This is a genomic window from Marinobacter qingdaonensis (assembly GCF_034555935.1).
In the GTDB taxonomy this organism is placed as follows: Bacteria; Pseudomonadota; Gammaproteobacteria; order Pseudomonadales; family Oleiphilaceae; genus Marinobacter; species Marinobacter qingdaonensis.
On record NZ_JAYDCJ010000003.1, the window covers coordinates 804,603 to 818,969 of the forward strand.

Genomic DNA, 14,367 nt, shown 5'->3' on the forward strand with positions numbered 1-14,367 from the left:
CTCCGTGTCGGTTAGTAGGCCTGCGCGAGTGCGTCTGCCAGCTCAGGGTAGATCTGTCGGGTTGCGTCCATGGCGTCGGTGAAGTTGCCGGTGTGGCCGTATTTTGACCGAAGGTAACGGGCCATGGATTGAATATCATCGAAACTGCGATCGGAGGAGGCGCGAATGGCTTCCCAGCCACCGGAGGCGCTGATGGCGGTCTCTCGGCCCACGGATTTCCCGATTTCCGCGCCTACTGCGCCACCGAGGAAGCCACCCACGAACGGAACCTGTTCCAGGGCTTTCTCGCCAACGTAGGCGCCGGCTGCGGCGCCTACGCCGGTACCGATGGTCGATCCGATGTTGGCGTTGATGGCCGAGTTCACCCACTCGGCAAGAACGTCATCACTGGTGTAGGGGCTCATGTACCGTCCCTGGTTGTCTTTCCGTACTAGCTGCTCCAGCAGCTCTTCCTGGGTCGGGATCCGGATATTGCCGTCGGCGTCCCGCAATTGGCCGGATTGGGCGGCCGCCAGCAATTCGGGCAAGGGCGCCTCGTTGGTCATGCGTTCAACGAGGCTTTCGGGCAGGCCGCCGGTCTTGAGGATGCTCCGATGCTCCGGCGTCATCCCGGTGTAGTAGCCCCAGGTCACCGCGGTCGCCACCAGCTGTCCACTCTCACGGGTCGGGTAGGCGTTCAGCATTTCAATCAGCAGCTCATCCTCTTCCGCGCCTTGGGCCAGTCGGCTCTGCAGATCGAAGCCTCGGAGATTTTCCGGTCCAATCAGCCAGGCCTGATGCACGGGCGACAGCAAATCCAAGTAGCCGGGTACGCCACTGTTAGCTTCATGGTAGGCAAGGGCATCGGTTTCAGGCGCCATGTCGATCAGTCGAGTGATGGCCGCCGGCCGGTAAACCGATGAGCGGCCGGGGCCAGTCAGGTAAGCGGCGATTTCCTCCGGCGTGGTCGGATTCAGATTCTGGAATTCCTTGCGCTGCTGGTCGATGGTGGCCAGCAGCTGGTCTTTGTGCAGATCGGTGATGTAGGCCTTTGCTTCTGCGTGTTCATCTTGCTCATCGGCAAGGGAACCGAGAAACAGCATCGGCGTTGGGAAGTACAGTGAAAAGTAGTTGTCCACCGTGTAGTTGATACTGCTCTTGGCGAGGGTCTCTCCCTGCCAGTTCAGCTCGTACACATCGTAGAAATGATGTTCCTCGTAATAAGGGATCAGCGATAGCGTGACCATGTAGCCAAAAAAGCTAAGGCCACTAAAGTCGGTGACGCCACCACCTTGCAGTGATCGGGACAGGTAGACCTCCGGAACCTCGTCGGACTCCGGAATGAGCCATTCCGGCTGTTCGTCACCAGCGACCCGGAAGGGAACGGTGTGCGTCTCGTAGGGGGGAACCTCGGTCACCTCAACACTGTTCGGGTCAAATTGATAGACCACGCAGCCGGGCAGCGCACCGATCAGCGTCAGGGTGAGTAGTTTGCAGGCGGTGTGCCATACCGACATCTTGCGCTCTGTCGCAGTGCTAGAGAGACCTCTCCACGTCATCGTCTTGTACCCTGTCCATTTGGCTCGAAAGAATCCGGGGCCGCGATCCACCGGCTTGAGGTTCATGGTTATAAACAAAATTTAATCTGGAGGGCAGGCAGAACAGGCCAATGGTCGGGGCGCGGGCCGTGGAACAGGGCGCGTGGGACTTCGCGTGGCTGCGGTAACCCCCTAAAAAACCGAGCAGTTTCTTTGGGGGGCCGCGCTAAGAGGGGAAATGCAAAACTTTGTAAAATATTGCTCGGGAAATCACCGGGCGGGGTGAGGGCAATCAGGTTTCTTCGTCGTCTTCGACCTCGTCCGGGTGTTCACGCTTGTAACGTTCCCACTCTTCCCAGTCGTGGGGCGTGCCGGCGTGAGGGCGACGCAGGTGCTTGGCGTGCTCCATGGCGTTATGGCGCAAGCTGTGGTCGCGTTCTTCCTCTTCCTTGTCGAAGCCGTACTTTTTCAGGAATTCGTCGGGTGTGATGGGCATGGCGCACCTCCCTAAGACAATCACTTGCCTCTAGTTACGATGCGCCTGCCGTGCTGGTTTTTCAACCGTTGCCGACGGCCTGCTCGGGCACCGGAATCTCCTCGGCCTCCACCAGGCTGAAGTTGATCTGGCGCCGTTCCTCATCCACCCCGGCCAGACGTACCGTGACCGCCTGTTCGAGCTGGAAAATCCGACCGTTCTTGTTGTGGATCAGGCGCAGGGTCACCGGGTCAAAACTGTATTTGCCGTCCAGATCCTTGCAGCTGACGAAGCCTTCCAGGCCATTGCTGTCGAGCCGGACGAAGAAACCGGCCGGCACCGTGCGGCTGATGACGCCGGTCATGGCGTCGTCGCCCAGGGTCTTGGCAAAGTCGCTCTTGAGCCAGGCTTCCAGGCTGTTGGCGGCCTGGCGGGCGCGGATCTGGGCCTGCTGCAGCTGCTCCAGCTGGTCCCGGGTCAGCGCCTGCATGGCGTGGTCCCAGAGCGCGGCCTTGATCAGTCGGTGCACGTAGAAGTCCGAGAACTTGCGCAGCGGCGAGGTAAAGGTGGTGTAGGCCGCCAGGCCCATGCCCTGGTGCGGAGCGGCCTCGAAGCCGAGTTCAGCCCGGGCCAGCTGGCGCGAGATGATGGCCTTGACCGGCACCTCGGCGTCCAGGGCCTCGGTCTCCCGCATCAGTTGCCGGAAGCCTTCCGCGCTGTTGGCGTCCACCGCCGCCAGGTGCGGGGCGTGGTTTTCCAGCAGAGTGCGGATGTTGTCCACGCGGTCGTCGCGCAGGCCCGGGTGCTGGATGAACAGGCCCCCGGCCTGGCCGCTCAGGAAATCCGCGGCGCAGCGGTTGGCGGCCACCATGCATTCTTCCACCAGCCGATGGGCCTCGTTCTGGACCGAGGGCTCGATCTGGCGGATGCGCCGGTTCTCGTCCAGGCGCAGGCGGAATTCCGGCCGGTCACCGGCCAGTAGGGCGTGCTCGTTGCGCCATTTGCGCAGTGCGGTGGCCACCTGGTGCAGCTGGTCGAGGCTGTTGGCCACGGCGTCGGGCAGGGCCTTGATGTCGTCGTCCTCGCGGCCCTCGATCAGGTTGGCCACCAGGTCGTAGCTGAGCTTGCCCTGGGACTGGATCACCGCCTGGTGGAAGCTGTAGTCGCCCAGGCTGCCGTCGTTGTTGACCTGCAGGTCGCAGACCAGGGCCAGGCGTTTGACCTCGGGCATGAGCGAGCACAGCCGGGTGCTGATGCCATCGGGCAGCATGGGCAGGGGTTCGCCCGGGAAATAGATGGCGGTGGCGCGCTGGAAGGCTTCCTGCTCGGCGGCGCTGCCCGACGCGATCATTGCGGTCGGGTCGGCGATGGCGATCGAGAGTTTCCAGCCGGTGGCGTTGGGTTCGGCCAGCAGGGCGTCGTCCATGTCCTGGGTGCCCGGGCTGTCGATGGTGACGTAGGGCTGGTCGGTGCGGTCTTCCCGGTCGGTCTCACGGGCCGCAATGTCCGGTTCGCCCAGCTGCTCGGCTTGGGCCTGCACCGGCTCCGGCCAGTCGTCGGTCAGATCGAAGGTGGCCAGGGTCAGCGCCCGCTCGATGCCGGGCTCGCCGGCCTTGCCAATCACCTTCAGGATTCGGGCCTGGCCTTTGCCATCGCGGATGGGGTGCTTGTGGATCTCGCAGTAGATGTAGTCGTCCGGCTGCGCATTCATGCGCGCCTTGGGCGGAATGAAGATCCACCGGTTGATGCCTGGCGTCTCGGGCACCACGAAATGGCCCTTGCCCTTGACCAGGTAGCGGCCGACAAAGGTGGTCAGGCGGGATTCCAGCAGCTCGTCCACCACGCCCTGGGTCTTGCCCTTTTCCACCTCTTGTTCGGTGACGGTAATGCGATCGCCCGGCAGGACCTTCTGCATTTCCTCCGGGGGCAGGAACACGTCGCGTCCCTCATCCAGGGCCACAAACCCGAACCGACCGTTGGTGGCTTTGACGGTGCCGGGAAAGACCACCTTGTTGTCCTTGATATCGGTTTTCAGCTGGCGCAACTGGCTGAGAGCGTCGGCATTGAGCATGAACGAACCTGGCTGATGAAAGATGAATGATGGGGCGGAGTATAACGGTTATGGCCCCATGCGTCAGATAGCGGACATCCCAAATCAGATTTCGGCCCAAAACCGCTGCAGATTGGCCAGGGACTTGGTCAGCAGATCAAACTCGGCGGACTTGCCGTCGCGCTCAAACAGCTGGCGGCGTGCGGTGTCCAGGTCAAACAGCACCTCGCGCTGGGCCGGATCGCGGATCGTGCTCTGGATCCAGCCGATGGCGACCCGGCGCTGGCCCCGGCTGACCGGCTCGACCCGATGCAGGGTGGAGGACGGGTAGAGCACCGCCGAACCCGCGGGCAGTTTGTAGCTCTGTTCCCCGGCGGTGGTGTCGGTGACCAGTTCACCGCCGTCGTAGCTGTCCGGGTCGTCCAGGAACAGGGTGAACGACAGGTCTGTGCGCAATCGGCCCGGGCCACGGCCCATGACCGGGTCATCGACGTGGTTGCCGTAGGTCATGCCGTCGCGGTAGCGGCTGAACATCAGCGGCGTCATTTTCGCCGGCCGGGCCGCCATCTGGAACAGCGGGTGGCTGGTCAGGGCCTTTTCCACTTCTGCGCGCAGGGCCTTGGCGGCGTCGTCGCCCATCTGCATCTGTTCGTTGTTCTTGACGAGGCGGGCGTGCCAGCCGGCGGTTTTCCGGCCGTCGTCAAAGGCGCCTTTGTCCAGGGCGGCACGCACGCGCTTGAGCTGGTCGCCGCTCAGGATCTCGCCGATGCATAGAATCATGAGGTTCTCCAATTCGGAATACGAACAATTTGCAAATACGACAGGGTTTGATTCATCATGCACCACCATCAAACAGCCTTCAATATGGCCGCCGTCGACTCGTGCGATTGGGTGGCGCTTCAACAACAGGAGAATCAGGATGAACAACCAGAAACTCAAACTGTGGACCGGTATTGGCATGGCCACCGTACTGGCCGGTTGCGGCACCCTCGGTGGAGAAGGTGGCGAAGGCGGTGAGCACCACGACGACAGCCTGCTTGCGTCCGCCCACGGTGGCGAAGGCGGTGAAGGCGGCGAGCACCACGGCGGTGAAGGTGGCGAAGGCGGCGAACACCACGGCGGCGAAGGTGGTGAGGGCGGCGAACACCACGGCGGCGAAGGTGGTGAGGGCGGCGAGCACCACGGCGGTGAAGGTGGTGAAGGCGGCGAACACCACGGCGGTGAAGGTGGTGAGGGCGGCGAACACCACGGCGGCGAAGGTGGTGAAGGCGGCGAGCACCATGGCGGTGAAGGTGGCGAAGGCGGTGAACACCATGGCGGTGAAGCCGGCGCGGCCTTCAGTTACTTTGCGGCCGGTGGTGAAGGCGGCGAAGGTGGCGAAGGTGGCGAAGGCGGAGAAGGCGGAGAAGGCGGAGAAGGCGGAGAAGGCGGAGAAGGCGGCAGCGCCGTCTCGGCCGTGGACTCCGACGGCGCCTATGTCGCCATGCTGCAGATGATGCAGGGCCACCTGATGGCAGCGCGCGAACTGATTCAGGCCGGCGATGTGGCCGAAGGTCGTCCGCACCTGACCCACCCCTGGGTGGAAGTCTATCCGATGGTCAAGGCGGGTCTGGCGCACCGGGACCAGAAAGCCCTGGGTGAGCAGTTGCACACCCTGGCGGAAAAAGCCGGTCAGGTGGACAGCTGGGACGAGATCAGTGCCGACTTCCAGGCTGCCTGGGTCGGTATCGAGCAGGCCGTGAACACCACCGAGGGCCTGAGCGCCAGCAGCGTGTCCAAGGTCATCCTGTCGCTGACCAAGCAGGCGGTGCTGGAATACGACGAGGCCCTGGACGGTGATCAGTTCGTGGCCGAGCACGAGTACCAGGACGGTCGCGGTTTCGTGGCGGCGGCCCGGGACTACCTGGCCGAGCATGAGGCGCACCTGGTGAAGCAGAACAAGGAAGCCTGGCGCGACACCGGCAAGGCGCTGAACGAGCTAGCAAAGGCCTGGCCGACGCCGGTGCCACCGCAGAAGCCGGTGGTGTCCACGTCCAACCTGTACGCGGCCCAGGCCCGTCTGGAACTGGCGCTGGCGCCTTACCTCTACTGAGCCGAATAGGCGACCGGGGCCCTGGTGGTCCCGGTTGTCAGTACTGGATCAGCAGATCCGGCGGTTCCGCCATCACTGATGATGGGCCGAGAACACCCGGGTCTGTCCTGCCTCGTTGAACAGCAACACCTGGTACGGATCCTTGCGATCCCCCATCTCCATGCCCGGTGAACCCACCGGCATACCCGGTACACTGAGCCCACGAGCCTTGGGCGCATCGGCGATCAGTCGATGGATATCACTGGCCGGCACATGTCCCTCGATCACGTAATCCCCGACAAAGGCGGTGTGGCAGCTGGCCAGGGCAGGCGTCAGTCCGGCTTCCAGCTTGATTGGGTTGAGGTTCTCGGTTTCGGTCACCTTCACCTCAAAGCCGTTGGCTTCCAGATGCTTGACCCAGTCGGTGCAGCAGCCGCAGGTGGGCGACTTGTACACGTGAATGTTTTGGGGCGCGCCGCCCGCCAGCAGCGGGGTGCTGAAGCCCAGAGCGGCGGTCAGGGCCAGGCCCAGAACCGGATGTTTCATGGCAATGTCCTCGTATTCAGAGCGGTTGTGGCGTTATTCAGTGGTGCTGGTGGTCCTGATCCGGGCTTGTGCCACCGGACGGTGCCAGCCAGAACCACCAGACAATGGCGGCCATGAGCACCAGGCCTCCAGCGTTGACCAGAAAGCTTGTCATCAGTTCCGTGCCTCCTGCGGGTCGGCTTGTAAGGAAGAGGGCCCGGCGCGGTTAGCCGTCTTGAACAGCCGCAGCCGGTTGGCGTTGGTCACCACGGTCACCGACGACAGCGACATGGCCGCGCCAGCCAGAATCGGGCTCATCAGGATGCCCCAGACCGGGTAGAGCAGGCCGGCGGCGACCGGAATGCCCAGGGTGTTGTAGATAAACGCCCCGAACAGGTTCTGGTGGATGTTCTTCACCGTGGCCCGGGACACCTCGATGGCGTCTGGCACCCCGTGCAGGGAGCCGCGCATCAGGGTGATGCCGGCGCTTTCAATGGCCACGTCGGTACCGGTGCCAATGGCAAAGCCCACGTCGGCGGCGGCCAGCGCGGGCGCATCGTTAATGCCGTCGCCGACCATGGCGACCGTGTAGCCCTTGCCGCGCATGGCACTGACGACCTCGGCCTTGTCCTCGGGCAGGACCTCGGCGCGGTACTCGTCGATGCCGAGACGGGTGGCAATGGCTTTGGCGGTGGCGTCGATGTCGCCGGTCACCATCATCACCCGGATGCCGGCATCGTGCAGACGGTCGATCGCGGCCTGGGAGTCCGGCTTGATGGCGTCGGCCACACCGATGACACCAATCACCTCATTGCCCAGGGCCAGATACAGGGGCGTACCGGCCTCGCCGGTAATGCGGTCGGTGTCTGCATCCAGGTCGCGCACCGCCAGGCCTTCGGCTTCCAGCCAGCGCCGGTTACCCAGGCGCACCGTCTGGCCTTGATAGGCACCGATCACGCCCTTGCCGTTGAGGGCATGAAACTGGTCCACCGCGGCCGGTTCCAGGCCATCGGCTGCCGCCCGGGCCAGAATGGCCTCCGCCAGCGGGTGCTCGGAGTGCTTCTCCAGACCGGCCGCCAGCGCCAGCAAACGCGGTTCGTCCTGATCCAGCGCCGACACCCGGGTAACCGTCGGGTGGCCCTCGGTGATGGTGCCGGTCTTGTCCAGAATCACCAGATCCAGCTGGCCGGCGGTCTGCAGGGCCTCGCCCTGGCGGATCAGGGCGCCGTATTCGGCGGCCTTGCCGACGCCCACCATCACCGACATGGGCGTGGCCAGGCCCAGGGCACAGGGACAGGCGATGATCAGCACCGTGGTGGCGGCCACCATCATGTGTACCACCGCCGGCTCCGGCCCGAGGTTGTACCAGGCCAGGGCGGACACCACGGCGATCAGCATCACCGTGGGCACGAAGACCGCGGAAATCCGGTCGGCCAGCCGACCGATGGCGGGCTTGGAGCCCTGGGCTTTCTTTACCAGCTTGATGATCTGCGCCAGAGCGGTGTCGCTGCCGACCCGGGTCGCCTCGTACACGATCGAGCCGTGGGTGTTCAGGGTGCCCGCGGAGACCTCATCGCCCTCGCCTTTGCTGACCGGCATGGGCTCCCCGGTGAGCATACTCTCGTCAATCCGGGTGGTGCCCTCCCGGATGATCCCGTCCACCGGCAGCTTCTCCCCGGGGCGCACCCGGATGTGGTCGCCCTTGACCACCTGCTCGACCGGAATGTCCTGCTCGCGGCCGTCGCGCAGCACCCGGGCGGTCTTGGCCCGCAGGTCCAGCAGCCGCCGCACCGCCTCCGAGGTCTTGCCCTTGGCCCGCAGTTCCAGGGCCTGGCCCAGGTTGATCAGGCCGATGATCATGGCCGAGGCCTCGAAGTACACGTGCCGGGCCATCTCCGGCAAGGCCCCGGGCAGGCTGGCCACCACCATGGAATACAGCCAGGCGGTGCCGGTGCCCAGGGCAATCAGGGTGTCCATGTTGGCGTTGTGGTGGCGAAAGGCCTTCCAGGCCCCGGTAAAGAAATGGCCGCCGGTGGCGGCCATGACCACCAGGGTCAGCAGGCCGAGACCGAGCCAGGTGGCCTGGTTGCCCTCGGTCACCATCATGGTGCCAAAGCCCATGCCCCAGACCATCAGCCCCACCCCCAGAGACAGGCTGACGGCCATCTTGACCAGCAGCGTCCGGTACTGGGCGCGATCCTGCGCCTGGCGGCGGTCGTCGGCCGCGTCCTCGTCCTCAATCAAGCTGGCGCCATAGCCCGCGCTTTCGATGGCGGCAATCAGCGCCTGTGGGTCGGCGCGCCCGGTGGCGGTGGCGGTGTTGTCCGCCAGGTTCATGTGGGCGTGACTGACACCCGGTACCGAGCGCAGCGCTTTCTCGATGGTATTTACGCAAGAGGCACAGGTGGCGCCGGTCACAGCCAGGGCCAGCTGATCACTGGCGCCGGCTGTCGCGGAGCCGTGCCACGGGCCGGCGTCGTTCTGGGCCTGGGCCTCAGCAACCTCAGATTTACTCTCAGAGGGCGTGTCCGTGGCGCAGCAGGAGGCGCTGGTGGTGGACTGGTCGATGGGTTCGGCCGGATACCCGGCCTCGGTCACTCGGCGGGCGGCGTCGGCCCGATCGACATCGGCGGGCAGGGCCACCGTCTGCCGGTCCAGATCGACGGTGACCAGATCCCCATCGCCGGTCAGCGGCTCCAGGGCGGCCCGGATTTTCTTCACGCAGCCCTGGCAGGACGCGCCGGAAATGGCGAGGGCGGTCTGTAGGTATTCTTTATCGGCCATGGCCTGTTACTCCTTGCCATTCAGCTGGATGGATTCATCGTCCCAGTTTTCGATCAACCTGCAGATGGTGTGGCCGTCGGGGGTGCCGTCGGGCATGGTCTGCCAGGCCCTGAGCGCGCTGGTCATTCGCTGGCGGAGCTGCTGGAGCTCTTCAATCTCCCGCACCACCTCAGCCAGCCGCTGCTCGAACACTTCCCGCACCATGGGGCAGGGGGAATGGTGATCGTCGGCCTGATCGAGAATGGCCCGGATCTCCGGCAGCGAGAAACCCAGCTGCCGGGCCTTGCGCGCAAAGCGCAGGCGACGCAGATCGTCGGTGTCGAACTGCTGGTAGTTGTTGTCGGGGTTGCGGCTGGGGTTGAGCAAGCCTTCCCGGGTGTAAAACCGCACCGTATCGGGATTGACGGCGGCGGCGACCGCCAGTTCTTTTACTTTCATGAGGCTGGCCCTCATCAGAAGTTCAGTCGAGTGTCGCGCGGGAGCCCTTTCCGAAACTGTGCGGAGCCAAGGATGGCGGAGCTCAAGCGCCCCAGGGAGGGGCTTGAGCGGGTTTCGGAAAGGGCTTCTGCGCGGCACGGCAGCACCCGTGATAGTGCCACTAAAGAATAGCCTAAAACCTGTGAGTAACTCACAGGTCAAAGGTTTTCAGGAAGGAAAAAAGACTATTCGCCGCGGGCGCGCAGAAAAGTCCCGCAGGTCTTGCACTGGTCCGGGGCCATCAGCTTGGCCTGCCAGCCGATCTTGTGACCGCAGGCGGGACAGGCAAGGCGTAGCTGCAGCACGATGATCGGCAGAACGATCAGGGCGATCAGCACGCCCAGCGGGCCCCAGCTCTGGCCGCTGGACAGACCGAGCTGGCTGCTGAACACCAGGATGATGGTCAGCGCCACGAAGGCCAAAATGAAATAATTGCGGTTCCAACGCTCCCAGCGCCGGATAACACCGTCCTGCTCCGGTGTCAGGTACTTTGCGGCCATAAGATTCACCCGAAAAAATGTGGCTGAATGGTGGGGCAAGCGACCCGGGATTACAATTCCGAGTGCGACATGGCTGGGGCCACCAGCCGACCCTTGCCCAGTGCCTCTTCCAATCCTACGGCGGGGATCGGCCGACTGATCAGGTAGCCCTGGGCCAGGTTGCAGTGATGGTGCCTGAGGAAATCCAGCTGCGCCTCGGCCTCGACACCTTCCGCCACCACCCGGATGCCGAGATTGTGCGCCAGATTGATCACGGCATGGGTGATCACCGCGTCGTCGTGACGTTCGGTCACCTCGGTGATGAACGAGCGGTCAATTTTCACCAGATCGACCGGGAAATCCCGCAGGTAGCCGAGCGACGAGTAGCCCACGCCGAAATCGTCGATGGCCAGGTGCACGCCCAGTTGCCGCAGCCGTGACAGCTGCTCGCGGTTGCGTTCGATGTTCTGGATGAAGATCTCCTCGGTCAACTCCACCTCCAGACGCTCCGGCGGCACCTGCTCGGATTCCAGGGCCTCCCGGATGTGGTCCACCAGCGCGTCGTCGTCCAGCTCCCGGCCGGACAGGTTGACCGCGACCCGCAGGTGCTCGAAGGGGGTGCCCTGCCAGGCGGCCAGTTGCCGACAGGCGGCCATCACCACCCAGCGTCCGATGTCGGTAATCCGACCGCTTTCCTCCGCCAGCGGGATGAAATCCCCCGGCGGTAGCAGCCCGCGTCGTGGATGCTGCCAGCGGATCAGCGCCTCGACGCTGTTGATGCGGCCGGTGTCCAGGTCCAGCTGCGGCTGGAAATACAGGACAAACTCGTTGTTGGTCAGGGCCTGATTCAGGTCCTTGTCCAGTTCCAGGCGCATGACCTCCCGCTCCTGCATGCCCTCGGTGTAGAACTGGTAGGTGTTGCGGCCCTGGTCCTTGGCCCGGTACAGGGCGATGTCGGCGTTGCGCAGCAGGGTGTCGGCGTCCAGACCGCTCTGTGGGTATACCGCCACGCCGATGGTGGCAGTCACCCGCTGGGCCTGGCCCTGAACCTCGAAGGGATCCTCGAAGCATTGTTTCACCTGGCCCAGCAGGTGAATGACGTCATCGACCTTGTCGACCTGCTGCTGGCACAGCATGAACTCATCGCCCCCGGAGTAGGCGACCAGGATCTTTTCGTCACCCAGCCGGTTCAGGCGATCGGACACCTTGATCAGCAATTCGTCCCCGAACTGGTGCCCGAGGGAGTCGTTGAGCATCTGGAACCGGTCCAGATCCAGCAGGATCAGCGCCACTTGTCGCATCTGCCGGTCGGCAAGCTGAAGGGTATGAACCAGGTCCTCCATGAAGAACCGCCGATTGGCCAGGCCGGTCAAGGTGTCGGTGGACTCCAGCAACGCCAGGTCCTGTTGTACCGCTTTGCGCTGGTCAATTTCCCGATCCAGCTCCCGACGAGTCTTCAGCAATGCCCGGTTACGCTTCAGGATCAGTTGCACCAGCAGGGTGGTCAGACTGGTTAATACCCCCATCAGTAGCAGGGTGGCGAAGGTCAGGGTCGGCCAGTCGCTGCGCTGGTTCTGTACCCAGGCCCGAGTCGGGTGCAGGGTGAAGGACCAGTTCAGGGTTGGCAGATTGACCGGTTCGGTGTGTTCGAACATCGAACTGATGCTGCCGGATTCGTTCAGTCGGTAACTCAGCTCACCGTCATTGAGTAGATCAATGCTGAAGGATGCCTGCACCCGGTCGGTCAACAGCTGCTCCGCCAGGGTCGCCATCCGGAACACGCCAGCGGCAAAGCCGTTGTTGTCGGCGCCGGTGCCGACCGGGGCGTAGATCACCAGGCCATCGCCGCCCTGTTTCAGCTTGATGACCCCGGAAATATCGAAATTACCGGTGGTGCGGGCGGTTTCCAGGGCCGCCCGGCGCTGGTCGGAGAAGGCCACGTTGAAGCCGATGACGTCCTCGTTGCCGCTGATCGGTTCCAGCCAGCGGATGATGAAATCCCGGTCGATCCATTCGATGGCCTGGTACACGCCAAAGTGGTCCAGGTACTGACGGGCATCCTGACGCCAGGTTGCTTCGGAGGTGTCGGGCGAGGTCTCCAGGCGCTTGGCCATCCGCTCGATGGCCTGGGCATGGACGGTGAATTCCCGTTCCAGGGTGTTGGCCATGGCCCGGGCTTCGTTGGCCAGGTTGGCGGTGATCTGGCTGTTGTCCTGCTCGATCAGGCCGTGGCGCAGGCCGGTGGCCAGGAACAGGAAGACCAGGAAAATGAGGATCGGGAACGCGGGCGTGAGCAGGACCCGAGCCAGCAGGTTGCTGGCTGGCAGCGATCTCTCGTCGCGGTCGGCCCGGGCGTTGGCGGTAGTGCTGGTGCTGGAACTGCGTGTGGGCCTCATGGCTCTGCCAAGCTTATCGTTGTTTTTTGCGATTATGACAGACCTTGGCGGGGAGTCATACACGGCCCGGAAAAAGGTGAACCGTGTCACAAAACCGAATCAGACGCGGGCAGAAACCGGTCCAATACCCAGGCGTGGGATCTCCTGTTTGGGGCAGCGGTCCATCACGGTGGTCAGGCCGGCGGCCTCGGCGCGGGCGACCCCGGCATCGTTAATCACGCCAATCTGCAACCAGAGCACCGGAATGCCCGCGGCAATGGCCTGATCGATCACCGCATCGGTGCGCGCCGGCGCCAGGAACAGGTCCGCCATGTCGACCGGCTCGGGCAGGGACGCCAGGTCCGGGTACACGGTCTCGGACAGCAGCTGTTGCCCGGCCAGCCGGGGGTTGACCGGGATCACCCGGTAGCCCTGTCGTTGCAGGAACACCATGACCTCGTGCGACGGCCGGTTGGGCTTTTCGCTGGCGCCGACCAGGGCGATGGTGCGGACCCGGTTGAGGATGGCCCGGATCTGTTCAGGAGACTCGCTCGGCACGGACAACAACTCCCTATGGCTTACCGGTGCGCCTCGAGGCACACCGAGACGGATTCGGCGTAACGAAGGGCGTGCGGCTTGTCGATCTCCACCTGCGCCCACTGCACCGCCTGGTGTTCCATCACGATGCTGAGCACCTCGTGGGTCAGGCGTTCCAGCAGCGCGAACCGGTTGCCATCGACGTGGTGGATAATCTGTTTGGTGATGGTCCGGTAGTTCAACGCCGCCGAGATCTCGTTCTCGTTGATGGCGTCGGTGGCGTCGTAGGTCAGGGCGACATTGATCAGCACGTCCTGCTGATTGTTGATCTCCTCTTCCTTGATGCCAATGTAGGCCCGCAGCAGCAGGTCCTTGATCCGGACCCGGGCCTGGTGGTTGCCGGTTACGTCTGTCATTGCGCCTCCGTGGTCCGGGGGATCAGCGATTGTTGCCAATGAGGTTGAGGAACTCGGTCCGGGTGGCCTGGGACTTGCGGAACTGGCCCAGCATCATCGAAGTCTTCATGCGCGAGTTCTGTTTTTCCACGCCCCGCATCATCATGCACATGTGCTGGGCTTCGATCACCACGGCCACGCCCTTGGCGTTGGTAACGCTTTCGATGGCTTCGGCAATCTCGCGCGTCAGGTTCTCCTGAATCTGCAGCCGACGGGCGTACATGTCCACGATACGGGCGAATTTCGACAGTCCCAGCACCCGGCCCTGGGGCAGGTAGGCGATGTGACACTTGCCGATGAACGGCAGCATGTGGTGCTCGCACATGCTGTAGAGCTCAATGTCCTGCACCACAACCATTTCGTCCATGGTCGATTCGAACACGGCGTTGTTCACCAGTTCATCCAGGCTCTGCCGGTAGCCCTGGGTCAGGAACTGCATGGCCTTGGCGGCGCGCATGGGGGTGTCCTGCAGACCTTCGCGGCCGGTATCTTCACCGAGTCCGTTGATAATGGCGCTGTAATGGCCCGCGAGGTCGTCTAGGAGTTTGGTCATAATCAAGTCCGGTCTGCTGTATCGTTCGAGGGCCAAAGCTTAAGGGAATTTGCCCGTCATCTCTACGCT

General features: G+C 63.7%; 14 protein-coding genes. 1 reads left to right on the plus strand and 13 read right to left on the minus strand.

Annotated elements, in window-relative coordinates; all coding sequences use genetic code 11:
• Positions 1-11: 11 nt before the first annotated feature.
• The 5 genes from U5822_RS06825 to U5822_RS06845 all read right to left on the minus strand — a co-directional run bounded on the left by U5822_RS06825 (position 12) and on the right by U5822_RS06845 (position 5,606).
• Positions 12-1,496 carry a carboxyl-terminal protease-like protein gene (locus U5822_RS06825; protein ID WP_322854880.1) on the minus strand — a complete coding sequence of 495 codons (1,485 nt, stop codon included), beginning with the start codon at positions 1,494-1,496 and terminating at the stop codon, positions 12-14.
• Positions 1,497-1,809: 313 nt separating this feature from the next.
• Entirely contained in the window at positions 1,810-2,013 is a 204-nt protein-coding gene (locus U5822_RS06830) for a hypothetical protein (protein WP_322854881.1), read from the minus strand.
• Positions 2,014-2,074: 61 nt separating this feature from the next.
• The gene (locus tag U5822_RS06835) at positions 2,075-4,063 is read right to left on the minus strand and encodes a ribonuclease R family protein (RefSeq protein ID WP_322854882.1); all 1,989 of its coding nucleotides are present in this window, start codon (positions 4,061-4,063) and stop codon (positions 2,075-2,077) included.
• Between the two features lie 84 nt (positions 4,064-4,147).
• Entirely contained in the window at positions 4,148-4,822 is a 675-nt protein-coding gene (locus tag U5822_RS06840) for a Fe2+-dependent dioxygenase (RefSeq protein WP_322854883.1), read from the minus strand.
• Positions 4,823-4,901: 79 nt separating this feature from the next.
• The gene (locus U5822_RS06845; RefSeq protein ID WP_322854884.1) at positions 4,902-5,606 is read right to left on the minus strand and encodes a hypothetical protein; all 705 of its coding nucleotides are present in this window, start codon (positions 5,604-5,606) and stop codon (positions 4,902-4,904) included.
• Here U5822_RS06845 and U5822_RS06850 point away from each other — a divergent pair.
• Positions 5,553-6,134 carry a hypothetical protein gene (locus tag U5822_RS06850; RefSeq protein WP_322854885.1) on the plus strand — a complete coding sequence of 194 codons (582 nt, stop codon included), beginning with the start codon at positions 5,553-5,555 and terminating at the stop codon, positions 6,132-6,134. The two genes, U5822_RS06845 and U5822_RS06850, sit on opposite strands and share 54 nt — an antisense overlap.
• Positions 6,135-6,206: 72 nt before the next feature.
• On the opposite strand, the gene U5822_RS06855 is transcribed toward U5822_RS06850, so the two are convergent.
• The 8 genes from U5822_RS06855 to folE form a co-directional block, all read right to left on the minus strand.
• On the minus strand, positions 6,207-6,659 hold the full coding sequence (locus tag U5822_RS06855; RefSeq protein WP_322854886.1) for a DUF411 domain-containing protein: 453 nt from the start codon (positions 6,657-6,659) through the stop codon (positions 6,207-6,209).
• Positions 6,660-6,812: 153 nt separating this feature from the next.
• Complete coding sequence (locus U5822_RS06860) at positions 6,813-9,422, minus strand: heavy metal translocating P-type ATPase (protein WP_322854887.1); 2,610 nt, start codon at positions 9,420-9,422, stop codon at positions 6,813-6,815.
• Positions 9,423-9,428: 6 nt separating this feature from the next.
• Positions 9,429-9,860, minus strand: a complete 432-nt coding sequence (locus U5822_RS06865; protein WP_322854888.1) for a MerR family transcriptional regulator — start codon at positions 9,858-9,860, stop codon at positions 9,429-9,431.
• Between the two features lie 224 nt (positions 9,861-10,084).
• Positions 10,085-10,399: a hypothetical protein gene (locus U5822_RS06870; RefSeq protein ID WP_322854889.1), complete on the minus strand. Its 315-nt coding sequence runs from the start codon at positions 10,397-10,399 to the stop codon at positions 10,085-10,087.
• Between the two features lie 50 nt (positions 10,400-10,449).
• Positions 10,450-12,774 (minus strand): putative bifunctional diguanylate cyclase/phosphodiesterase, encoded by a 2,325-nt coding sequence (locus tag U5822_RS06875; protein ID WP_322854890.1) that lies wholly within the window; start codon positions 12,772-12,774, stop codon positions 10,450-10,452.
• 99 nt (positions 12,775-12,873) lie between these two features.
• Positions 12,874-13,311: a CoA-binding protein gene (locus tag U5822_RS06880; protein ID WP_322854891.1), complete on the minus strand. Its 438-nt coding sequence runs from the start codon at positions 13,309-13,311 to the stop codon at positions 12,874-12,876.
• 20 nt (positions 13,312-13,331) lie between these two features.
• Complete coding sequence (gene folX, locus U5822_RS06885; RefSeq protein ID WP_322854892.1) at positions 13,332-13,706, minus strand: dihydroneopterin triphosphate 2'-epimerase; 375 nt, start codon at positions 13,704-13,706, stop codon at positions 13,332-13,334.
• Positions 13,707-13,728: 22 nt separating this feature from the next.
• On the minus strand, positions 13,729-14,298 hold the full coding sequence (gene folE, locus U5822_RS06890; RefSeq protein ID WP_322854893.1) for a GTP cyclohydrolase I FolE: 570 nt from the start codon (positions 14,296-14,298) through the stop codon (positions 13,729-13,731).
• Between the last annotated feature and the right edge of the window lie 69 nt (positions 14,299-14,367).

Coding starts and splice junctions, on each gene's coding strand:
- U5822_RS06825 (WP_322854880.1), bottom strand. CDS start 1,496: ATGTCGGTATGGCACACCGCCTGCAAACTACTCACCCTGACGCTGATC.
- U5822_RS06830 (WP_322854881.1), bottom strand. CDS start 2,013: ATGCCCATCACACCCGACGAATTCCTGAAAAAGTACGGCTTCGACAAG.
- U5822_RS06835 (WP_322854882.1), bottom strand. CDS start 4,063: ATGCTCAATGCCGACGCTCTCAGCCAGTTGCGCCAGCTGAAAACCGAT.
- U5822_RS06840 (WP_322854883.1), bottom strand. CDS start 4,822: ATGATTCTATGCATCGGCGAGATCCTGAGCGGCGACCAGCTCAAGCGC.
- U5822_RS06850 (WP_322854885.1), top strand. CDS start 5,553: ATGGCAGCGCGCGAACTGATTCAGGCCGGCGATGTGGCCGAAGGTCGT.
- U5822_RS06855 (WP_322854886.1), bottom strand. CDS start 6,659: ATGAAACATCCGGTTCTGGGCCTGGCCCTGACCGCCGCTCTGGGCTTC.
- U5822_RS06860 (WP_322854887.1), bottom strand. CDS start 9,422: ATGGCCGATAAAGAATACCTACAGACCGCCCTCGCCATTTCCGGCGCG.
- U5822_RS06865 (WP_322854888.1), bottom strand. CDS start 9,860: ATGAAAGTAAAAGAACTGGCGGTCGCCGCCGCCGTCAATCCCGATACG.
- U5822_RS06870 (WP_322854889.1), bottom strand. CDS start 10,399: ATGGCCGCAAAGTACCTGACACCGGAGCAGGACGGTGTTATCCGGCGC.
- U5822_RS06875 (WP_322854890.1), bottom strand. CDS start 12,774: ATGAGGCCCACACGCAGTTCCAGCACCAGCACTACCGCCAACGCCCGG.
- folX (WP_322854892.1), bottom strand. CDS start 13,706: ATGACAGACGTAACCGGCAACCACCAGGCCCGGGTCCGGATCAAGGAC.
- folE (WP_322854893.1), bottom strand. CDS start 14,298: ATGACCAAACTCCTAGACGACCTCGCGGGCCATTACAGCGCCATTATC.